The sequence below is a fragment of the Pseudomonas sp. Sample_21 genome (assembly GCF_004307525.1).
In the GTDB taxonomy this organism is placed as follows: Bacteria; Pseudomonadota; Gammaproteobacteria; order Pseudomonadales; family Pseudomonadaceae; genus Aquipseudomonas; species Aquipseudomonas atacamensis.
This window is the reverse complement of the sequence record NZ_RCNZ01000075.1, coordinates 24675-46561: the sequence shown is the minus strand read 5'-3', so window position 1 is coordinate 46561 and position 21887 is coordinate 24675. Positions and strand designations below refer to the sequence as shown.

Annotated in this window: 22 protein-coding genes; 14 read left to right on the top strand and 8 right to left on the bottom strand. The window is 60.4% G+C overall.

The window, feature by feature from the left end; all coding sequences use genetic code 11:
- The first annotated feature begins 109 nt into the window (after positions 1-109).
- Positions 110-664: an RNA polymerase factor sigma-70 gene (locus D8U71_RS13175; protein ID WP_008088195.1), complete on the top strand. Its 555-nt coding sequence runs from the start codon at positions 110-112 to the stop codon at positions 662-664.
- 136 nt (positions 665-800) lie between these two features.
- Here D8U71_RS13175 and D8U71_RS13170 read toward each other — a convergent pair whose 3' ends face one another.
- The 3 genes from D8U71_RS13170 to D8U71_RS13160 all read right to left on the bottom strand — a co-directional run bounded on the left by D8U71_RS13170 (position 801) and on the right by D8U71_RS13160 (position 3414).
- The gene (locus tag D8U71_RS13170) at positions 801-1814 is read right to left on the bottom strand and encodes a GNAT family N-acetyltransferase (protein ID WP_130887928.1); all 1014 of its coding nucleotides are present in this window, start codon (positions 1812-1814) and stop codon (positions 801-803) included.
- Positions 1815-1899: 85 nt separating this feature from the next.
- Entirely contained in the window at positions 1900-2697 is a 798-nt protein-coding gene (locus D8U71_RS13165; RefSeq protein ID WP_125926323.1) for a transporter substrate-binding domain-containing protein, read from the bottom strand.
- A gap of 93 nt (positions 2698-2790) precedes the next feature.
- A complete protein-coding gene (locus D8U71_RS13160) occupies positions 2791-3414 on the bottom strand; it encodes a TetR/AcrR family transcriptional regulator (RefSeq protein WP_125926324.1) in 624 nt (207 codons plus the stop codon).
- Positions 3415-3598: 184 nt separating this feature from the next.
- On the opposite strand from D8U71_RS13160, the gene D8U71_RS13155 reads away from it, so the two are divergent.
- The 8 genes from D8U71_RS13155 to D8U71_RS13120 all read left to right on the top strand — a co-directional run bounded on the left by D8U71_RS13155 (position 3599) and on the right by D8U71_RS13120 (position 12925).
- A complete protein-coding gene (locus D8U71_RS13155) occupies positions 3599-5383 on the top strand; it encodes an acyclic terpene utilization AtuA family protein (protein ID WP_130887927.1) in 1785 nt (594 codons plus the stop codon).
- A 12-nt stretch (positions 5384-5395) separates the two neighbouring features.
- Entirely contained in the window at positions 5396-6280 is an 885-nt protein-coding gene (locus D8U71_RS13150; RefSeq protein ID WP_130887926.1) for an SDR family oxidoreductase, read from the top strand.
- 3 nt (positions 6281-6283) lie between these two features.
- Positions 6284-7900 carry a geranyl-CoA carboxylase subunit beta gene (gene atuC, locus D8U71_RS13145; RefSeq protein WP_130887925.1) on the top strand — a complete coding sequence of 539 codons (1617 nt, stop codon included), beginning with the start codon at positions 6284-6286 and terminating at the stop codon, positions 7898-7900.
- Positions 7901-7930: 30 nt separating this feature from the next.
- The gene (gene atuD / locus D8U71_RS13140) at positions 7931-9088 is read left to right on the top strand and encodes a citronellyl-CoA dehydrogenase (RefSeq protein WP_056788533.1); all 1158 of its coding nucleotides are present in this window, start codon (positions 7931-7933) and stop codon (positions 9086-9088) included.
- On the top strand, positions 9085-9882 hold the full coding sequence (locus D8U71_RS13135; protein WP_130887924.1) for an enoyl-CoA hydratase-related protein: 798 nt from the start codon (positions 9085-9087) through the stop codon (positions 9880-9882). Before atuD ends, D8U71_RS13135 begins: the two co-directional genes overlap by 4 nt.
- Before the next feature lie 112 nt (positions 9883-9994).
- Complete coding sequence (locus D8U71_RS13130) at positions 9995-11956, top strand: acetyl/propionyl/methylcrotonyl-CoA carboxylase subunit alpha (protein ID WP_130887923.1); 1962 nt, start codon at positions 9995-9997, stop codon at positions 11954-11956.
- Between the two features lie 70 nt (positions 11957-12026).
- The gene (locus tag D8U71_RS13125; RefSeq protein ID WP_016770826.1) at positions 12027-12569 is read left to right on the top strand and encodes an exonuclease domain-containing protein; all 543 of its coding nucleotides are present in this window, start codon (positions 12027-12029) and stop codon (positions 12567-12569) included.
- 71 nt (positions 12570-12640) lie between these two features.
- Entirely contained in the window at positions 12641-12925 is a 285-nt protein-coding gene (locus tag D8U71_RS13120; RefSeq protein ID WP_130887922.1) for a pyrimidine/purine nucleoside phosphorylase, read from the top strand.
- A gap of 71 nt (positions 12926-12996) precedes the next feature.
- Here the strand turns inward: D8U71_RS13120 and D8U71_RS13115 are convergent, their stop codons facing one another.
- Complete coding sequence (locus tag D8U71_RS13115) at positions 12997-13803, bottom strand: MOSC domain-containing protein (protein WP_130887921.1); 807 nt, start codon at positions 13801-13803, stop codon at positions 12997-12999.
- 191 nt (positions 13804-13994) lie between these two features.
- On the bottom strand, positions 13995-14930 hold the full coding sequence (locus D8U71_RS13110; RefSeq protein ID WP_016770829.1) for a chemotaxis protein CheV: 936 nt from the start codon (positions 14928-14930) through the stop codon (positions 13995-13997).
- A gap of 454 nt (positions 14931-15384) precedes the next feature.
- On the opposite strand from D8U71_RS13110, the gene D8U71_RS13105 reads away from it, so the two are divergent.
- From D8U71_RS13105 to D8U71_RS13095, 3 genes are all read left to right on the top strand, one after another.
- The gene (locus tag D8U71_RS13105) at positions 15385-15855 is read left to right on the top strand and encodes a hypothetical protein (RefSeq protein ID WP_024013689.1); all 471 of its coding nucleotides are present in this window, start codon (positions 15385-15387) and stop codon (positions 15853-15855) included.
- Positions 15856-16317: 462 nt separating this feature from the next.
- Positions 16318-17211, top strand: a complete 894-nt coding sequence (locus D8U71_RS13100) for a sensor histidine kinase (protein ID WP_123443514.1) — start codon at positions 16318-16320, stop codon at positions 17209-17211.
- A complete protein-coding gene (locus tag D8U71_RS13095; protein ID WP_016770832.1) occupies positions 17208-17867 on the top strand; it encodes a response regulator transcription factor in 660 nt (219 codons plus the stop codon). The genes D8U71_RS13100 and D8U71_RS13095 overlap by 4 nt, the downstream gene beginning before the upstream one ends.
- Here the strand turns inward: D8U71_RS13095 and yegS are convergent.
- Positions 17851-18768, bottom strand: coding sequence for a lipid kinase YegS (yegS, locus tag D8U71_RS13090; protein ID WP_122700120.1), 918 nt, complete (start codon positions 18766-18768; stop codon positions 17851-17853). The two genes, D8U71_RS13095 and yegS, sit on opposite strands and share 17 nt — an antisense overlap.
- A gap of 315 nt (positions 18769-19083) precedes the next feature.
- On the opposite strand from yegS, the gene D8U71_RS28365 reads away from it, so the two are divergent.
- Positions 19084-19392, top strand: a complete 309-nt coding sequence (locus tag D8U71_RS28365; protein ID WP_177433352.1) for a hypothetical protein — start codon at positions 19084-19086, stop codon at positions 19390-19392.
- 59 nt (positions 19393-19451) lie between these two features.
- Here D8U71_RS28365 and glp read toward each other — a convergent pair whose 3' ends face one another.
- Entirely contained in the window at positions 19452-20678 is a 1227-nt protein-coding gene (glp, locus tag D8U71_RS13080) for a gephyrin-like molybdotransferase Glp (RefSeq protein WP_130887920.1), read from the bottom strand.
- On the bottom strand, positions 20662-21201 hold the full coding sequence (gene moaB / locus D8U71_RS13075) for a molybdenum cofactor biosynthesis protein B (protein WP_016770598.1): 540 nt from the start codon (positions 21199-21201) through the stop codon (positions 20662-20664). Before moaB ends, glp begins: the two co-directional genes overlap by 17 nt.
- Positions 21202-21281: 80 nt before the next feature.
- Here moaB and mobA point away from each other — a divergent pair, with 80 nt between their 5' ends.
- Positions 21282-21884, top strand: coding sequence for a molybdenum cofactor guanylyltransferase MobA (mobA, locus tag D8U71_RS13070; protein WP_130887919.1), 603 nt, complete (start codon positions 21282-21284; stop codon positions 21882-21884).
- Positions 21885-21887: the final 3 nt, after the last annotated feature.

Genomic DNA, 21887 nt, shown 5'->3' with positions numbered 1-21887 from the left:
TTTCTCATTTGACAATCATTATCATTCAACATAATTTGTCGCTCGATGTGTAGGACGGCGCCGTCCCCCGAGGCCCTCCCACTAACCTATTGGCAGCAAGGTGATTTCCATGACGGAACAAGTATCCACAAGCAGGTGCGATTCACCGCTACTTCAGGCATTCGTCGACAATCGACTGATTCTGGTCAAGATTGCAGCCCGCATTACCGGTTGCAGGTCTCGTGCCGAAGATGTGGTTCAGGATGCGTTTTTCCGACTGCAATCGGCGCCGCCGATCACGTCGTCGATCAAGGCTCAGCTGAGCTACCTGTTCCAGATCGTGCGCAACCTCGCCATCGATCACTACCGCAAGCAGGCGCTCGAACAGAAATACTCAGGCCCGGAAGAGGAAGGCTTGAACGTGGTGATTCAGGGCGCTTCGCCGGAAACTTCGCACATCAACTTCTCGACCCTCGAACACATCGCCGATGCGCTGACCGAACTGCCCAGCCGCACCCGTTATGCCTTCGAGATGTACCGCTTGCACGGCGTGCCGCAAAAGGACATCGCCAAGGAACTGGGCGTATCGCCCACCCTGGTCAACTTCATGATTCGTGATGCGCTGGTGCACTGCCGCAAGGTCTCGGGCAGTCGGCGGGATGCGGTGATTGCGGGTCGTCGTTAGGATCCGGATTCTGCGTCAAGCCATTCGCGAGCAGGCTCGCTCCCACAGGGTTTGATTAACGACACAAATCCAGTGTGGGAGCGAGCCTGCTCGCGAAAGCGGCCTCAGACCCAACGAAATTCCGAGGCCGAATACATCAGGCCAACCGGCACCGATCAAAAAACCGCTCCCGTCCCAGAATCATCAACGCCGCGCGCTTGTGCGGGAAATCGAATTCCTTCTCGCAGTGAAAGCATTGGTTGTGCATATGGCCGATCATCTTCGCGTTGTCGGCACGTGGCTCGGCGACCACGCGCTGGGTCCGTGGATCATCGAGAAACAGGTAATGCACCAGCGCCGATAACCAACTCGCCACTTTATGCGGGCCGCGATGACTTTCTTCGCCGACCAGCATGTGAATGCCACGGTCGTAATTGCCGGCATCGTAGAACGGCGCGATGCGATCTTCCTTGGCCCAGTAGGCTTCGAAATAAGCGAACGGCTGATCATCGAAACAGCCGATCAGCGTCAGCGTGTGCGGATCGGCATCGAGCTTGTTGAGATAGTCGCGATGCTGCTCAAGGCTGCCCTCCTCCTGCCAGAAACTCGCCACGCGCGGGCTGTTCTGCCAGCGATTGAAGCGCGACAGATCTTCCTCGATTTCCAGCGTTCGCAAGGAAATCCACGCGCCGAGCCGCGCATCGAAACGCCGGTAGACTTCACCGCGCGGCTTCACCGGTCGCAGCGGATGGCGCTTGCCATGGCTGATGACCATTTGCTGCGGATAGCTGCCGGTCAGTGAAGTGCCCAGCCACGGCTGCGGCAGTTGCCAGAACAGCGTGCGCTCGCAGCGATACTCACCGGCGACTTCGGTATTGATCAGCAGACCACTGCGCAAGGCTTCGGTCGGTGGCTGATCGAGTTGCCAGGTCAATTGCTGGCACGCCGGGGCACGGGCGAACAACCAATAACAGGCGGCCCACAAGGCTTGCCCGGGCGGCAGGGCAAAACGTTCATCAAGCTGAATCGGGCCATTGGCCTCGCGGTCCAGGCGCAGCCGAATCAGCGGTTGCCCGTCCAGGCTCAGGCTCAAGCGGCTCTCGGTAGCATCAGCGATCAAGCGACTGCCCGAGGGCAATGCCAGGGCAGTCAGGTCATTCAGATTGGACATGGGTCGGGCTCACGTAATCGTCGACAGTTCAACGAAGTGACGTGAGCCGGGAAGGGAAATTTAAGCGCGGGACGAAAACAGCGCTTCAGTGATGCGGCACGGGCACCACGGCAATCTTGTAAGGCTCGAAAATCTTCAGCAATTCGCCATTGTCACGCAGACGCTGCAACAGATTGCCGAAGGCGTCGCCGCTGATCGGAGCGCTTGGCCGCAGAATCGCGTAATGGTGATAGATCTGATCGGTACGCTGCGACGCCAACAGCTCATCGCGGACCTTCTCGTTGCGCAGCAGGTAATCGAACAGATAGGAGCGGGTCACCAGGGCAATGTCGGCGCGCCCGCGCAGGACCATCAGCAGGTTGCTGTCGTGGGAATAGGTCAGTGTGGCGTTGTAGTTGTGCGCGAGGTATTTCGGGTCGGCGTTGAAGTTGGCAAATTCGTAGTGATAACCGCTGAACAGCGCCAGACGTTTGCCTGACAGGCTCGAGAAGTAGTTTTGCTGGCGGCCGTCCTCGCGTTGCGCGACGAAAATCTCGGCGTCTTCCAGGCCCATGTCGACGTCGTCGTGGGGAATGTCCTTCCAGCCCCACTCGGGGTTCTCGAAGATCGCCATATCGATGCGGCCCTGCTTGAAATCACCGAAACGGCGCGGGATCGACGTCGGCACCAGGACGAACTGATAGTCGCTCTGCGAGCGGTTCAGCGCCTCGATCAATTGCGGCAACAGGCCGGTGTCGGCGCCGTTTTCCGGGCGAATCGTGTAGGGCGGGAAATGCGCGGCGCCGACCCGGACCAATTGCGCTGACTGAGCGGGCAATACCCATAACGCAGCCAGCGCAGCGAGCATCAGCCCGGCGGCTGTCCGAATTGGCGAAGACTTCAAAACACCCCACTCCCCGAAAAAAATAGCGATCAATGCATTCAAGCTAGGCGGTTTCGCCGACTTAGCCAGTTTGTCGGCCGGTCCGACAACCGTTCAACGCGCTTCGAGGACCAGTATCAGCGCTTCATCGGCGAGCTGATCGAGGCTCAAACTGCCGCCGGCACGGAACCAGGTGGTGGTCCAGGACAGTGCGCCGGTAAGGAAACGTCGGGTAATAAAAACGTCGCCGCGAATATAGCCGGCGTCCTTGGCCTCGCCCAGAACCTGCAGCCAGATGTCTTCATAAACGTCACGTAAAGCAAGGACTTTAGCCTGGCCGTCTTCGGACAATGAGCGCCATTCGTACACCAGCACCGCCATCGCCTCGCCACTGCCGCCCATGATCGACTGCAATTCGCAACGAATCAGTGCCAGCACCCTTTCGCGCACATCGCTCGCCTCGGCCAGGGCTGCGCGCATCAACGCGGTGTTGTAGCGGATGGTTTCCTCCATCACCGCGCGGAGGATTTCATCCTTGCTTTTGAAGTGATGAAAAATGCTTCCCGACTGAATGCCCACAGCGCTGGCCAGATCACGCACCGTGGTGCGCTCGTAGCCTTTGTTGCGAAACAGGTGAGCCGCCACTTGCAGCAATTTGCCGCGGGCGCTGTCCGGGTCGGTCAACTGGCCCTGGTCGACCAGTTCGCGCATGACCCGCAGGGCTTTTTGCTCGTCCACCCGTTCTCTCCTACAGTCGATCAGTGTGTTGCCCCCTGTAACCGCAGGGTTGCGCGCAATTTAAGCCGCGCGCGGGCACCAAGCAAGCGCTTGGGCAGAAGAATGTTTCGCCTGTTTACAAACCAAGCGCTTGCTTGGTAGCCTCCAGACACTTCTGTCGCAGGTCCCTGAGTCGGAGATAAAAATGCCAACCACCGTGCGAATCGGCTGCGCCAGTGCTTTTTGGGGCGACACTTCCACTGCTGCCGCCCAGCTTGTCTCCGGCGGAAACCTGGATTATCTGGTGTTCGATTATCTGGCCGAGATCACCATGTCGCTGATGGCCGGCGCGCGCCTGAAAGACCCGCAGGCCGGGTTCGCCGGAGACTTCATCGAAGTGCTGGCGCCGCTGCTGACGCAACTGGCCGAACAGAACATCCGCGTGATCAGCAATGCCGGCGGGGTCAATCCGCAGGCTTGCGCGGCGGCCCTGCAAGCGGCCTGCGATCAGGCTGGAGTCCAGCTGAAGATTGCCGTGTTGCTCGGCGATGACCTGCAAGGACAGCTCAAAAGCCCCGCCGATATCCGCGAAATGTTCAGCTGCGCGCCGCTTCCGCGCATGTGCGTGTCGACCAACGCCTACCTCGGCGCGCCGGGAATTGTCGAAGCGTTGCGCCTGGGCGCCGACATTGTCATCACCGGCCGGGTGGTCGACAGCGCCGTGGTCAGTGCGGCGCTGGTTCACAAATTCGGTTGGTCGTGGCATGACTACGACAAACTCGCCCAGGCCGCGCTGGCCGGGCACATCATCGAATGCGGCGCGCAGTGCACCGGCGGTAATTTCACCGACTGGCGCGAGGTGCCGGATTACGAGCACATCGGTTTTCCGATCGTCGAGGTCAGCGCCGATGGCCAGTTCCTCGTCAGCAAACCCGAAGGCTCCGGCGGCCTGGTCACGCCGCTGACCGTCGGCGAGCAGATGCTCTACGAAATCGGCGATCCGCAGGCTTATCTGCTACCCGACGTTATCTGCGATTTCAGCCAGGTCAAACTTCAGCAACAAGGCAAAAACGTCGTGCACGTGCACGGTGCCAAAGGCCTGCCGCCCAGCGACAAATACAAGGTCAGCGCCACGTACCCGGATGGTTTTCGCTGCACCGCCAGTTGCCTGATGGCCGGCATCGACGCGGTGGACAAGGCGCGGCGGGTCAGTCAGGCGATCATCGACAAGACCGCCGAGATGTTCAGCCTGCGCGGCTGGGCGCCGTACAGCGAAACCCATGTCGAATTGCTCGGCAGCGAAGCCACCTACGGCCCACACGGCCAGCGCCGCGACAGCCGTGAAGTGGTGATCAAAATCGCCGTACGCCATCCTGACAAACGCGCGCTGGTGCTGTTTTCCAAAGAGATCGCCCAGGCCGCGACCGGTATGGCGCCCGGTTTGACCGGCATCGTCGGCGGACGTCCGACCGTGTACCCAGTCATCCGCCTGTTCTCATTTCTCGTCGATAAAAATGCCTGCACACTGCAAATCGACATGGCCGGTGAGCGCCATCCGTGCGCCCTCCCCGACCCAGTGGCCCTCGACAGCGCAGGTTTGCCGCTCGCCCATCAGCCACCCAAACCCCAGGGCCGCGCCGATGCCAGTGTGCCGCTGGTGAAACTGGCGGTGGCGCGCTCCGGCGACAAGGGCAATCACAGCAACATCGGCGTGATGCCGCGCCATCCCGATTACCTGCCATGGATCGCCGAGGCGCTGACCACATCGGTGGTGGTCGACTGGATGCGCCACGTCCTCGATCCAGTTCTCGGGCGCGTCGAACGCTGGTATCTGCCCGGCACCCACAGCCTCAACTTTCTTTTGGAAAACGCGCTCGGCGGTGGCGGTGTCGCCAGTCTGCGCATCGACCCGCAAGGCAAAGCCTTCGCCCAGCAACTATTGGAAATCCAGATCCCGGTGCCGCAGAGCATCGCCGAACAGCTCGACTAGAGGATGGTGTGCATGGCTTACGCGTCGATTTTTCGCGCCGATCTGTTCAGCGGCCAGAACCTGATTGTCACCGGTGGCGGCAGCGGCATCGGTCGCTGCACCGCCCATGAACTGGCGGCCCTTGGCGCCAATGTGCTGCTGGTCGGGCGCAAGCCGGAAAAACTCGAAAAGGTCGCCGCCGAAATCGCCGAGGACGGCGGCCGCGCGCACTGGAGGGCCTGCGATATCCGCGATGAAGAAGCGGTCAAGCAACTGGTCAAAGAACTGATCGCCGAACACGGGCCGATCCACGGTCTGGTCAACAATGCCGGCGGCCAATACCCGTCGCCCTTGGCCTCGATCAATCAGAAGGGCTTTGAAACCGTGCTGCGGACCAACCTGGTCGGCGGCTTTCTGATGGCCCGCGAAGTGTTCAACCAGTCGATGAGCAAACACGGCGGCAGCATCGTCAACATGCTTGCCGATATGTGGGGCGGCATGCCCGGCATGGGCCACTCGGGCGCCGCGCGTTCGGGCATGGACAACTTCACCAAGACTGCCGCGTTCGAGTGGGGTTACGCCGGGGTCCGGGTCAACGCCGTGGCGCCGGGCTGGATCGCCTCCAGCGGCATGGACACTTACGAGGGCGCATTCAAAGCAGTGATTCCGACCCTGCGCGAGCATGTGCCGCTCAAGCGTATCGGCACCGAATCGGAAGTCAGTGCGGCGATCGTGTTTCTGCTCAGCCCGGCGGCGGCATTCATCAGCGGCACCACGGTGAAAATCGACGGCGCCGCCAGCCTCGGCAGTCGCGCCTGGCCGCTGCACAAGGCCAGCCACAGCGAATCGTTCAACGGTTTCCACCGCGCGTATTTACCAGAAGTGTTGCGTCCCGACGTGCTCAAGGACAAGGAATAAGCCATGGCGCAGATTCAGTCGCAACTCGATCCGCACAGCGAAACATTCGCGCGCAACCGCGCGGCCATGCTCGCCGCCATCGAGCAGGTGCAGCAGCTCGAACAGAACCTGTTGAACAAGGCCGCCGAAGCCAAAGACAAATTCAGCAAACGCGGGCAACTGTTGCCCCGCGAACGCCTGAACCTTTTGCTCGACCCCGGCGCGCCGTTCCTCGAACTGGCCAGCCTCGCCGGCTACAAGTTGCATGACGACAAGGACGGCAGTTCGGCCGGTGGCGGGCTGATTGCCGGCATCGGTTATGTCTGCGGCATCCGCGCGATGGTGGTCGCCAACAACAGCGCAATCAAGGGCGGCACGATCTCGCCGAGCGGCCTGAAAAAATCCCTGCGCCTGCAACAGATCGCGCGGGAAAACAAACTGCCGATGATCACCCTCGCCGAAAGCGGCGGTGCCAACCTCAATTACGCGGCAGAGATCTTTGTCGAAGGTGCGCGCAGTTTCGCCAATCAGGCGCGCATGTCAGCGATGGGTTTGCCGCAGATCACCGTGGTGCACGGCTCGGCCACGGCGGGCGGCGCCTATCAACCGGGGTTGTCGGATTACGTGGTGGTGGTGCGCGGCAAGGCCAAGCTGTTTCTCGCCGGCCCGCCATTGCTCAAAGCAGCGACCGGCGAAGTGGCCACCGATGAAGAACTCGGTGGCGCCGAGATGCACGCGCAGGTCGCCGGCACTGCCGAATATCTCGCCGAAAACGACGCTGACGGCATACGCCAGGTCCGCGAGATCATGCGCATGCTGCCCTGGAACGAGCAGTTGCCGTGGCTGCCGGAGCGGCAATTCAAAGAACCGCTTTACCCCATCGACGAACTGCTCGGGCTGATCCCGGACGATGCAAAAAAGCCCTACGACGTGCGCGAAATCATCGCGCGGATTGCCGATGAATCGGACTTTCTCGAGTTCAAAGGCGAGTTCGATCAGCAAACCCTTTGCGGCCAATTGAAAATCCAGGGCCGCGCCTGCGGCTTCGTTGGCAACAACGGCCCGATCACCCCGCAAGGTGCGAGCAAGGCGGCGCAGTTCATCCAGTTGTGCGACCAGAGCCAGACGCCGCTGCTGTTTTTCCACAACACCACGGGTTTCATGGTCGGCACCGAATCGGAACAGCAAGGCGTGATCAAGCACGGCTCGAAACTGATCCAAGCGGTGGCCAACGCACGGGTGCCTAAACTGACCATTGTCGTCGGCGGTTCCTACGGCGCCGGCAACTACGCCATGTGCGGGCGCGGGCTCGATCCGCGCTTCATCTTCGCCTGGCCCAACAGCCGCACGGCAGTAATGGGCGGCGCACAGGCCGGCAAGGTCTTGCGCATCGTTACCGAAGCCAAACAGCTCAAGGACGGCATCGAGCCGGATCCGAAAATGCTCGACATGCTCGAACAGATGACCGCGCAGAAACTCGACAGCCAATCCACCGCCCTGTACGGCAGCGCCAACCTGTGGGACGACGGCCTGATCGACCCGCGCGACACCCGCACCCTGCTCGGTTACTTGCTGGATATCTGCCACGAAGCCGACACGCGCAAGCTGCAACCCAACAGCTTCGGCGTCAGCCGCTTCTGACCGCCACGGATCCTACGGAGAACAACAACAATGATCTTCACCCCGGAACACGAAGCCCTGCGCCGCACCGTCCGCCAGTTCGTCACGCACGAGATCAACCCGCACGTCGAAGAGTGGGAAAAGGCCGGGCGCTTTCCGATCCACGAGATTTTCCGCAAGGCCGGCGAACTGGGTCTGCTGGGCATTTCCAAGCCGGAAAAATTCGGCGGCATGGGCCTCGACTACAGCTATTCGATCGTCGCCGCCGAAGAGTTCGGCACCATTCATTGCGGCGGGATTCCGATGTCGATCGGCGTGCAGACCGACATGTGCACACCCGCCCTCGCCCGCTTCGGCTCCGATGAACTGCGCGAAGAGTTCCTCCGGCCGGCCATCACGGGCGAACAGGTCGGTTGCATCGGCGTTTCCGAAGTCGGCGCCGGTTCCGATGTCGCCGGGCTGAAAACCACCGCGCGCAAGGACGGCGATGACTACGTGATCAACGGCAGCAAGATGTGGATCACCAACTCGCCGAGCGCCGATTTCATCTGCCTGCTCGCCAACACTTCGGACGACAAGCCGCACATCAATAAGTCGCTGATCATGGTGCCGATGAACACCCCCGGGATCAGCCTCAGCTCGCACCTGGACAAGCTCGGCATGCGCAGCTCGGAAACCGCGCAGGTGTTCTTCGACAACGTGCGCGTGCCGCAGCGCAACCGCATCGGCCATGAAGGCGCCGGGTTCATGATGCAGATGCTGCAGTTCCAGGAGGAACGCCTGTTCGGCGCGGCAAACATGATCAAGGGCCTGGAATATTGCATCGACAGCACCATCGAGTACTGCAAGGAGCGCAAGACCTTCGGCAACGCGCTGATCGACAACCAGGTGATCCACTTCCGTCTCGCCGAATTGCAGACCGAAATCGAATGCCTGCGCGCCCTGGTCTATCAGGCCACCGAGCAGTACATCAAAGGTCAGGACGTCACGCGACTGGCGTCGATGGCCAAGCTCAAGGCCGGACGCCTCGGCCGTGAAGTCAGCGACAGCTGCCTGCAATATTGGGGCGGCATGGGCTTCATGTGGGACAACCCGGTGGCCCGCGCCTATCGCGATGTGCGCCTGGTGTCGATTGGCGGCGGCGCCGACGAAATCATGCTGGGGATCATCTGCAAACTGATGGGCATCCTGCCGGGGAAAAAGAAATGAGCCGCCTGCCCGATTGCCAGACGCTGTTGCTGGAACTGCATGGCGGCGTGCTGCACATCACCCTCAACCGCCCGGACAGCCGCAACGCGATGAGCCTGCAAATGGTCGACGAACTGCGCGCGGTGCTGACGGCGGTGCACGATGACCGCACAGTGCGGGCCTTAGTGCTCAGCGGTGCCGGCGGGCACTTCTGCGCCGGTGGCGACATCAAGGACATGGCCAGCGCACGGGTTCGAGGGGCGGACGCTTACCGCGAGTTGAACCGGGCGTTCGGTGCGTTGCTGGAACAAGCCCAACACACGCCGCAAGTGCTGATCACTGTGCTGCAAGGCGCCGTGCTTGGCGGCGGCTTCGGCTTGGCTTGCGTCAGCGATGTTGCGATTAGCGATCACAAGGCGCAGTTCGGCTTGCCGGAAACCAGCCTCGGCCTGATCCCGGCGCAAATCGCACCATTTGTGGTGCAACGGATCGGCTTGACCGAAACCCGGCGACTGGCGCTGACGGCGGCGCGTTTCGATGGCGCCGAGGCGCAGCGATTGGGCCTGGTGCATTTCGTTGAACAGGATGCGCAGGCGTTGGCCGAGCGACTGGATGAGGTTTTGCAACAGGTGCTGCGCTGCGCGCCGGAAGCGAATGCGATGACCAAGAAATTGCTGTTGGCGAGTGCCGGGCAGCCGTCGAGTGAGTTGCTTGATGAGGCGGCGCAGTGGTTCGGCGCGGCAGTGACCGGAGAGGAAGGAATCGAGGGGACTATGGCTTTTATGCAGAAACGCAAACCTCGGTGGGTCAGCTAAAAGCTTCGCGAGCAGGCTCGCTCCCACAGGTTGAAATGCATTCCAAATGTGGGAGCGAGCCTGCTCGCGATGAGGCCATCCCATTCACCGCTATCATTTCAGGAACCCCACCATGCCCACCCTCCACAAAATCCTGATCGCCAACCGCGGTGAAATCGCCTGCCGCATCCAGCGCACGGCCCAGGGGCTGGGTTATCGCACCGTTGCCGTTTTCAGCGACGCCGACGCCGATGCGCTACACGTGCAAATGGCCGACCAAGCCGTGCGTATCGGCCCGGCGCCGGTGCAGCAGTCCTACCTCAACATTGCGGCGATCCTCGACGCCGCCCGCCGCAGCGGCGCCGACGCGATTCACCCGGGCTACGGCTTCCTCTCGGAAAACGCCGATTTCGCTCGCGCCTGCGCCGAAGCCGGGCTGATTTTCATCGGCCCCAGCGCCGAAGCGATCGAACTGATGGGCAGCAAACGCCTGTCGAAAATCGCCATGCTCGACGCGGGCGTGCCGTGCATTGCCGGCTATCAAGGCGCAGCGCAGGACGACGCGACGCTGCTGGCCGAAGCCGAGCGCATCGGCTATCCGCTGATGATCAAGGCCAGCGCCGGCGGCGGTGGACGTGGCATGCGCCTGGTGCACGAGGCCAGCGAACTGGCGGCGCAACTGCGCACCGCGCGGTCCGAAGCAATGAACGGTTTCGGCAGCGACGAGTTGATTCTCGAACAGGCATTGATCGAACCGCGCCACGTCGAAGTGCAGCTATTCGGCGACCAGCAGGGCAATCTGGTCTACCTCGGCGAACGCGATTGCTCGATCCAGCGCCGCCATCAGAAAGTCATCGAAGAAGCGCCGTGCCCGGTGATGACCGCCGAGCTGCGCCAAGCCATGGGCGAAGCGGCGCTCAAGGCAGGGCGCGCGGTGGATTATGTCGGCGCCGGCACCGTAGAGTTCCTCCTCGACGCGCGCGGCCAGTTCTACTTTCTGGAGATGAACACCCGTCTGCAGGTCGAGCATCCGGTGACGGAATTGATCACCGGGCTGGATCTGGTCGCATGGCAGTTGCTGGTTGCCGAGGGCCAGCCGCTACCGCTGACGCAGGAGCAGATCCGTCTCGACGGTCACGCCATGGAAGTGCGCCTCTACGCTGAAGATCCCGCTGCGGATTTTCTTCCGCTAACCGGCCGAATTGCCGCATGGCAACCGGCTTCGGATCACGGTGCGCGCATCGACCACGGTCTGCTTGAAGGTCAGTCGGTCAGCCCGTTCTACGACCCGCTGCTGGGCAAACTGATCGCCCACGGCGCAACCCGCGAAGAGGCGCGGCGCAAATTGTTGCGGGCGGTGCAGGACACGGTGCTGCTTGGCGTGCAAAGCAACCAACGCTTGCTCGAAGGCCTGCTGCAACATCCGCAGTTCATCAGTGGCGATTTCAGCACCGCCTTCATCCAAGAACATTTTTCCAGCCATGCCAGCCTCATCACTTATGTGCCGACAACGGCGCAACTGGCGATTGCCGTGGTGTTGTTCTATCAGGCCAGCGCCCTGCCCCATCGCGCCCCATTGAATGGCTGGCGCAACAACGCCAGCGTGCCGTTGCACTATCGACTGGGCAGTGACGAGCAGGACTGGACGCTGGCGGTGCTGGCGCGCAAACCCGGCGAGTTGGTCGTGCAGGCTGGCGAAAGCACTGTGGCGGTGAAAATCATTGAGCACGCCGCGCAATCGATCACCATCGAAGTCGACGGTCTGCGCCAATGTCACGCCTATCGTCTGCACGATCGGCAGCTGTGGCTGTTCACCCATCCGGGCAGCCTGCGCCTGGAGGATCGAACTCATGCGCCGATCGACAGTCAGACCAGCGTCGCCTCCGGCATCCTGAAAGCCCCGATGGACGGTGCCATTGTCGACGTGCTGGTCAGCGAGGGCAGTACGGTCAGCAAGGGTCAATTGCTGGTGGTACTGGAGGCAATGAAAATGGAGCATCCGTTGAAGGCCGGCATCGATGGCGTGCTCAAACGGGTGCAAGTGAAGGTCGGCGATCAGGTAAAAAATCGTCAGGTTCTGTTGCAGGTCGAGTAGTCGCCCGGGCACAAGCGCGGGGTTTGACTACGCTCTGATAAATCAGAACGCGGAAATCAGGAACCCTGCGATGCCCCATTGGCTGGTCATAGATCTGGAAGCCACCACAGACGAGGGTGGCTGGCCGGTCACGGAAATGGAAATTATCGAGATCGGTGCGACCCTGGTCGACCGCGCCGGGCGCGAGCAGGATCACTTCCAGCGCTTCGTCAAACCGACCCGCCGGCCATTGCTGACGCCGTTCTGTCGGGAGCTGACACACATCACCCAGGCCAACATCGATTCGGCGCAACCGCTGAGCGAGGTCTGGCCGGCCTTTGAGCGTTGGCTCGCGCAGCATCAAACCCGTCTGGAAGGCTGGGCCAGTTGGGGCGGTTATGATCGCCAGCAGTTGCTGCAGGAGTGGCAACGCCTGAACATCGACAGCGGCCTGAGCAAAGTCCCGCACATGAACCTCAAACAGCGCTTCGCCAAGGCTCGGCGCCTGGAACGACCGCTGGGGCTCAACGGCGCGTTGCAACTGGCGGGCATGCAGTTCAACGGCCAACAACATCGCGCGCTGGAAGATGCCCGCAATACTGCACGGTTATTGCCGCTGGTCCTGCCGCTTTAGACGCGTGACGGCGCGAAAAGCCTTGTGCATACTGGCCGCCCCCTTTTAAGCCCTTTTCGAGGAATCCGCCCATGTTTAAAGTCAACGAGTACTTCGACGGCACCGTCAAGTCGATCGCCTTTGGCACCGCTGAAGGTCCGGCGACCATTGGCGTCATGGCCCCGGGCGAATACGAATTCGGCACCAGCCAGCGCGAGATCATGCATGTGGTTTCCGGCGCGCTGATCGTAAAACTGCCAGACAGCAGCGACTGGGAAACCTTCGCCGCCGGCAGCCAGTTCAACGTTCCGGCCAACAGCAAGTTCCAACTGAAAGTCGAAGTGGATACCGCTTACCTGTGCGAATACCGCGGCTGATCCCGCCGGTTTCACCGCGCAAAAAATGCCCGCGTCCAAAAGACCCGGGCATTTTTCGTTTCAGGGAAAAACTATTCGAGAATTTCCACCGGCATGCCGACTTCCAGGCGGCCATTGCCGTCGTTGACCAGATTCTGTCCGAACATCGCGCCATCAGCGGTTGAGCGATGTTTCTGTAACGTCGCGAACGGCTCGCGATCGGCGCTGCGCTCACCGGTTTGCGGGTCGACGGTGGTCATGATGCAACGCGCACATGGCTTGACCACGCGGAATTCGATATCGCCGATGCGAATGCGTTTCCATTGGTCCTCGGCGTAAGGCGCGCTGCCTTCGATGACCAGATTCGGGCGAAAGCGCAGCATCTCCAGCTCTCGCCCTACCGTTTCCGAGAGGGCCAGCCGCGAGGCTTCGCCAATGAGCAGCAATGGATAACCGTCGGCGAACGCTACTTGATCGTCATCCTTGCCGAAACCCGCTTGCGTGGTACGTGCCCGCTCGAGTGGCATTTGCACCAGACGTGTCGGCTTGCCGAGGAAGTCGCTGACAAAACGCGCGGCTTGATCACCGGCGTCCGGCACCCGCAGGGTGTCACGCCAGATCGTCACACCGCGCAGCTCGGCGTCGGCAGCGGGCAGCGCGACTTCGATAGATCCCTGCTCGGGAGCGCTGAGGGTCAGACCGCCGCTGGCATTCCACAAAGCAGACAACTGACTCATCTTCGCTTCGGCACGCTGGGTCAGAAAGCGCCCGCTGGCCTCGTCCACCAGCATCCAGCGTCGGTCGCCCGCCAGGCCCAGCTTGTCCAGCTCGATGCTTTGCAGGATTTCGCCCTTGCCGGATTTCAACGGGTAACGATAAAGCGCGCTCAGACGCAGCATGGCCAGCTTCCTTGGAGGAAAAACGCCACCCTATACGAGCTTCAATACCGAATCAAAGCCGTCATTAATGTAAATACACTTCTGTGGGAGCGAGCCTGCTCGCGAAGAGGCCGGCACATTCACCATCAATGTGTCCGACCCTGCGCTTTCGCGAGCAGGCTCGCTCCCACAGGAAGCAAGATGTGCGTGTTTCAGGCCGGCACGGCGTCGAGCATCAGACGCTGGCGTACCACATCAACCAGTTTGTCCGGCTGGAATTTGGAGAGGAAGTTGTCGCAGCCGACCTTCTTCACCATCGAGTCGTTGAAACTGCCCGATAGCGAGGTGTGCAGTACGACGTACAGGCCACGCAGGCGAGGGTCGTTGCGAATTTCAGTGGTCAGGCGATAGCCGTCCATTTCCGGCATTTCCGCATCGGTGAAGATCATCAGCAGTTTATCGGTCATGTGCACGCCGGTATCGGCCCAGGCCTTGAGCATGTTCAAGGCTTTCAGACCGTCGCTGGCAATGTGCATTTTCACCCCGAGCTGTCCGAGGGTATCGCGCAATTGCGAGAGCGCTACATTGGAGTCGTCCACCAGCAAGACTTCGCGGCCACGGGCGCGCTCGAGTACCGGATCGTCGAGTTTCTCGCGCGAGACCTTGGCGTTGTACGGGACGATTTCCGCGAGGACTTTCTCGACGTCGATGATCTCCACCAGTTGATCGTCGACCTTGCTGATCGCGGTCAGATAATGCTGGCGGCCAGCACTGGTCGGCGGCGGCAGAATGGCTTCCCAGTTCATGTTGACGATGCGGTCGACACCGCCAACGAGGAAGGCCTGCACCGAACGGTTGTATTCGGTGACGATGATCGTGCTGTTCGGGCCCGGCACCAGTGGGCGCATACCGATTGCCTGGGACAGGTCTATCACCGGCAGGGTCTGCCCGCGCAGATTGACCACGCCGCAGACGAAAGGATGACGCTGCGGCATCAGGGTCAGCTTGGGCAGTTGCAGCACTTCCTGAACCTTGAACACGTTGATCGCGAACAGCTGGCGTCCGGCCAGGCGAAACATGAGGATTTCCAGGCGATTCTCACCCACCAGTTGCGTGCGTTGGTCTACCGTGTCGAGAATGCCGGCCATCAATGACTCCTGGGCTTGTTCTGATGAATTCACTATGGGGGTTTATCGGCTGCATTCAGCTAATCTTGATTGCTGTAAAGCGCGCCGCTAAAAATGCCATAAACGGCCATTGATGTCACACTGACATCATGCTTTACTGGCAATCGTGATTTCATCTGCTAGATTCATTGCGGCGCGACCTCGGTTTGCACGTTAGGTTCCCGCGCCTAAGGGATTCCCCTAGGATCAATCAGGCCCAACCTGATATTCGCCATTTCCAATAGCCATTACTGTGACGCCATTCTCATTGCATGAACGGAGTCAGGCTATTGTGTGCGATCGCAATTCAGTGGCAACCCACCCTCTGGAACCCCTCGGTCCGTGCACCTGCACCGCCGGGCGCGATCTGCCGACGATTCACGATCGTCGCCACACACGGCCATCCGTCAACCAACACGACGTGGTGGAGATGAACATGCCAATCGACCGTAAAGACTGGGCGCAACGCTTCCCCGAATTTCTGGTCGAGGCCGAAACGCTTCTCGCCAAGTCCGAAGAATGCCTGAGCCATCTGCAACTGATCAGCAATGACAAGGATGCCATCGACTGCATGCTCGGCACTCTGTTGAAGCTTGCTGGCCGCGCCGAAGCCTTGGCACTGGAAGCAATCTCCGAGTTTTCCCTGCACATCTACAGCCTGCTGAATCTGACCCAGGATCGCGTCGACCTGCACGAACAGGCCCTCGATGCCTTGCGAGACTGTTTCACCCTGATGGCATGGCAGCTTGAGCTGGTCGATCATAAAACCGGACAACTGAGCCTTGATGGCAGCGAGCAGACAGCCTTGCTTGAGGCCTTCGCGGCACAAATGGGCCAGGACACGTTCGAACCGAAGATGATGAGCAAACGTTTGCTCTCTGCGTCCCTGATAGCGCACCAGGCTTGAGAAACTGGCCGCGAAACTGTCGTAATTGAATAGTGCATACCTGCCAGCGACAATCCGGGTCAAATAATCTGCCCGACCAACGGTTGATTTCCAGAGGCCGCCATCAGGGTTTTCCCTGTGTGCTCCCAGAGACACTTCCAGGCTAATCGAAGTCGTCCAACTACAAAAATCCCAACTTTTTCCAATATGGAACTTGCGTCCACGATCCGGTATTTCCTGACTGAATGGACATATATAGCGACCGCGACCAACGGTATGTTAAGTGGTATTATGCCGCCGGTTAATTACCTGCCGTTTAATGGCACAGTGACTTCAGCGTTTCATTAGCAATGTTACTGCCGGTCAATGATTGCTTAACGAATGCGGTATGAATCAATAACATAATTGACAGTATTTCCACACAGAGATCCGCCAGTCACCGGTCGGTCTGCCCGCAGCGAACATCCATTGGCTCCATCCGTTATGTACGCCAGTCTCAAGTCACTTATTACATGGCCACCCTCGCGGGAAAACGCCCGGCGCTTCACACTAGTGCTGTGTGTTCTGGCGACTATTGGCAGTCTGCTGGCCTATGTTTTTTCCGCGCACATTCCACTGGGGTTGCTGGCACTCGACATCGCCGCCACCGCGTGCGTCTGGGTGCAATATCGCTTGTCGCGCAAATCGATCAAGTTTCAGCCACAAGAGCTGGCTGATCGACTGCTGCAAGTCCAGGAAAACGAACGACATCGCCTCAGCCGTGAATTGCACGACGATATCGGCCAGTTGCTCACCGCCGCGAAGCTGCAAAGTGACTGGCTCAAACGCCGCCTGCCGGAAGATCTGCAGGAACAATGCAAGGTCCTCTGCGACACGCTGGATGAAACCCTGACCAAGGTGCGTGACGTCTCGGCGATTCTCAATCCACGTCAATTGACCAGCCTGGGCCTCGAAGCCAGCCTGCGTGCGCATTTGCTCAAGACACTGGCCAACACGCCGGTCAACTGGAGTCTCGATTGCCAGCAACGGCTCAACGGCATCCCCGAGGAAATGGCCGTCGCGGCGTTTCGCATTGCCCAGGAAGCCGTGACCAACATCCTCCGGCACGCACAGGCAAAAAACCTGTTGATTCGGGTACAGCGATTGCCGCAAGGTCTGACGCTGTTGATCAGTGATGACGGCCTGGGTTTTGCCCCGGCGGCCGACCCGGCCAGAGAAGGCCAACGCGGCATGGCCGGAATGGCCGAGCGCATCGAACAGTTGGGCGGCACATTGAGCGTTATCAGCGAGCCGGGCAAAGGCACTCGAATCGAAGCACTTTTCCCGTGGGCGCCGCGAGCGCTCGAACGGGCCAGTACGAATAAGGTTATGCGTTGACTTGTAACTTACTTCTGGTGGATGACCACTCGCTGATCAGAGCCGGCGTGCGTGCTCTGGTTCTGGATATTCCCGGTTACGCGGTAATCGGCGAAGCCAGTGATGGTTCGCAATTGCTCGAAATGGTCGAGCAACTGAGCCCCGACATCGTATTGCTGGACATCTCGATGAGGGAAACCGGTGGCCTGGAAGCGCTGCAACGCCTCAAGCGTGTGCGGCCGCAGAGCAAAGTGCTGATCCTGTCGATGCACACCGATCCAGCGCTGATCATGCAGGCGCTGGAATCCGGTGCCCACGGCTACCTGCTCAAGGACACCACGGCCACCGAGCTCGAACATGCGCTGGAAGCCCTGCGCAACAACGAACGCTACCTCAGCCCGGCCATCGCCCATACGGTGATCAATCAGGCACTGACGCGAAACCAGAAAAGCCAGCCGGACGTCGCCGATTCGCACAATCTGACCGCGCGCCAGCTGGAAATCCTTCGCCTGATCGTGCGCGGCAAATCGACCCGGGAAATCGCCAACGGCCTGGGCTTAAGCGTCAAGACCGTCGAAACCCACCGCGCACAGATCATGAAGCGCCTGCAAATCTACGACGTGGCGGGCTTGGTGCTGTTCGCTGTGCGTGAACAGATCATCAGCCTTGATGACTGATTGACGGTTGTTGGCCCAATAACGGCGAGTCCTTCGGCAGATGCACCTGCAACGCTGCAGGTTTCGCAACAAATCGCAGACTGTCGCCTTCCAGCGGCTCGCCATCGAGATTGATGCTCAGCCCTTCGGCGACCTTGATCTCGACCCACGGCAATCGCGCCCGCACAAACATATTGTCGAGGCCGAAGCCCTCGCTCAGCAGATTCTTCAGCGTGCCGACCAGCTCCTGCGGTGCCGGCAAAATGCTGATGTCCAGCAAACCATCGTCGACTCGCGCCTCGGGGCACAGCACATGGCCGCCACCCGCCTGCCGTCCGTTGCCGATTCCCAGTGCGAGCAGTTCACCCTGCCAATGAAAATCCGGACCTTGCAACTCGCCGTAAGCAGCATGCAGCTCGCTGAACCGGGTCAAACCGGTGAACAGGTAGGCGGCACCGCCCAAGACCTTTTTCAAGTCTTCCGAGGTATTGGCGGTCACCTGGCTGCCGAATCCGCCGGTCGCCATGTTCAGGAAAATCTGCCCTCCCACTTCGCCCAGATCGATATCCGAGGGCTGAACATCCAGTAGCTCAAGGGCTTCAGCAGGCTCCAGGGAAATACCGGCGGCACGGGAAAAATCGTTGGCGGTGCCCAGCGGCAGGAGGATTAGACTGGCTTTTTGCGGATGCTGCGCCAGCGCCTCGGCAATATCGCGCAACGTGCCATCACCGCCACCGGCGATGATTTTGCTGTAGCCGGCCGCCAACGCTTCCTCGACCAGACGCTGGGCGTCGCCAGCCTCCCACGTCACTCGCACAGCCAGTTCCCAGCCTTGCTCACGCTTGGCTTCGACGGCAGCGCGGACATCCTCGTTGAGTGCCTGTTTGCCATGCAAGATCAGCAGTGCCCGGCGTTCACTCATAACGTCACTCCAAGAATTGAAATCGATTGAAACATCTTGACCACTGCGCGCGTTAAAAAAGCCGCAGGGGTGGCAATTAATTGCTTTTCAAACGGCCAGCGTCCTACACAGCGGTATTTTTTCGTACGGAACAAGAGGAATCGGCTTAATTGACCCCGTCCGATCATTGGGTCACCGTGTGCCGGCAGCACCAACTTTCAACTCAATAACACAAGGATGTGCCGGTAATGAACGGATACCCCGCGATTCATTTCCATGAATCGAGCAATGGAATAATCAGCAAGCGTGCAGTTGCTACGACCAGCGAGTACTTCCATGCGCAACCATGAAACCAAGGCACCGGTGACCCCGGTCGCCGCTCTCGCCGAAAGTCGTGCCAGCAAGAAACCAGACTTCTGTAACAGCGCCAAGACCCCTGGAGAGTTTGATATGGAACCCCGAGTCAGCGAGCTGGAGACTCACTTCAAATACATGCGCCGCGACATGGACGAAGTGCTCAATGATGTGCGGACGATCAAACACCGTCTGGCGTATTCGGCGGGTGCTACCGCTGTCATCCTTGGACTGCTGGGATGGGTGGCCAACAGCCGATTCGACCAGTTGGTGACGTTGATCAGCAACTGACGAAATCAATTGTTGCACGCGCCGTGCTTACCCGCCGACGCGTGCATGGGCAAGACCGGCTACCCCAGCAGGTCGCTGAGGGGAATGAAGCTCACTGCATCACCCTCGCTCAGCGTGCGGCCCTCTCGGACTTCCACCAACCCGTCGGCCCACGCGGCGCTGCGCAGCACACCCGAACTCTGGTTGCGGTAAATGATTGCGCGCCCCTGCTCCAAACGTCCGCGCAAATATTCACGACGGTTGCCGGCCACCGGCCAGACAAAGCCTGCTGGCACTGCAAACTTGAGTGGTTCGACGGCTTGCACACCCAGGCGACGCAAAAGATAAGGCCGCGTCAGCAGGGCGAACGTCACCAGCGTCGAGGCGGGATTGCCGGGCAGGCCAATCACCGGCACGTTGCGAAAATGGCCGAAGGTCAACGGCTTCCCGGGCTTGATGGCCAGCTTCCACAGGGCCAACTCGCCTTCTTCACGCAGGGCAATGCCGAGGAAATCCGCCTCACCGACCGAGACACCGCCGGTAGACAGAATCAGATCGACATTTTGTAGCTCGCCCAGCCGCGCCCGCGTGGTGGCCAGATCGTCCGGGAGAATTCCGCCATCAATCACTTCACAACCCAGACGCTGCAGCCAGCTGCACAGAAGCACGCGGTTGCTGTTGTAGATCTGGCCCGGCCCCAATGCCTGACCGGGTTCAACCAGTTCGTCCCCAGTGGACAGAACCGCCACCCGCGGCTTGCGCACGACGTTAACCCCGGCACAGCCAAGCGAAGCAGCCAGGCCTTGCTCAATCGGTCCGAGCCGGGTTCCAGCTTGCAGCACCAATTCGCCGACCGTAGTTTCCTGGCCCTGCGGACGAATGTTCTGCCCGGCTTTCAAAGGCTCGAGGAAGCGCACTCGGCCATCGGCCTGGACTTCAGCATTTTCCTGCATCTCGACACAGTCGGCGCCCGGCGGCAGCGGTGCCCCGGTGAAGATGCGTGCGCAGGTGCCTGGTTCCAACGATTGCGGAGATTGCCCGGCGAAGACCTTTTGACTGACCGGCAGCGGCTCGCCCTGCCAATCCGCCAGGTTCAAGGCGTAGCCGTCCATGGCGCTGTTCGGCCATGGCGGCAGATCCAGTGTCGAGATCAAATCTTCCGCCAGCACCCGCCCTTCGACTTGAGCCAGCGGCAAGTGCTCGCGCTCGACAATCCGCGACGCATCGGCCATGGCCAGCAAACGCTCGAGCGCCGTTTCGACAGGCAGCAAACTGCCGGTCTTGCCCGGCTTACCCACGGGATTCACAAGGCGCCGCCTGCTTGAGATGGGTGACGAAGTTGCAGGGACGATGACGGGCGTCCAGTTGCTCAGCGAGAATGCCGTCCCAACCGGTGCGCACTGCATTGGTCGAACCCGGCAGGCAGCACACCAGCGTGCCGTTGGCCAGACCAGCCAGGGCCCGGGACTGCACAGTCGAAGTGCCGATATCGGCTACGGAAATCTGGCGGAACAGTTCGCCGAATCCGTCGACCTGTTTGTCGAGCAGGCATGCCACCGCTTCCGGCGTGCTGTCACGCCCGGTGAAGCCGGTGCCGCCGGTGATCAGCACGACTTGAACCACATCGTCGGCAATCCAGTTGGCGACTTGCGCGCGAATTTTGTAGAGATCATCTTTAAGCAAAACCCGCTCGGCCAGCGCGTGACCGGCCGCGATCAAGCGATCAACGAAGACCTGGCCGGAGGTATCGGTTTCCAGGGTTCGGGTGTCGCTGACAGTCAGCACCGCAATATTGAGCGGCACGAAAGGTACATCAGCCTTGGCTTTCATAGGCTCTTCCAGTTGTAGGGGAAACAGCCCGGTGTTATATCACAGCGGCTCATTTTTCCGCCGCCCTCTGGAGAGTCGTCATGCCGTCGAACAGTCAATTGTCGCCCTGCTCCGTCCTGCTTCTGGCGGGTGGACGCGGCCAGCGCATGGGCGGTCAGGACAAGGGGCTTATCGAGTGGCTGGGCGAGCCTTTGATCGCGCATTTGCAGCGCAAGGTACGGCCGTTGACCGACGATCTGATCATCTCCTGCAACCGCAATCGCGAGCGTTATGCCGGGTTTGCCGATCAGTTGGTGATGGATGATGAAGGCGATTTCCCCGGGCCGCTGGCCGGTATTCGTGCCGGGCTGAAAGCGGCGCGCCATGCGCATCTGCTCGTGTTGCCATGTGATGTGCCGCGAATCGACAAGGCCTTGCTCGAAGACATGCTGAATACTGCCGATCAGCAACGTGAAAAACCTTTAATGCTGCGCCACGGCGAGCATTGGGAACCGCTGCTGTGCGTGATTCCCGTGGCGCTGTTGCCGGCATTCGAAGCAGCCTGGAATGCAGGCGAGCGCAGCCCGGGTCGGGTGATGCGCAGCCTCGGTGCCGTCGCGTTGCAATGCCCTGACAACGACCCGCGACTGGCCAACCTCAACACCCCGGAATTGTTACATCTGCACAACACTGTGTCAGACTGACAT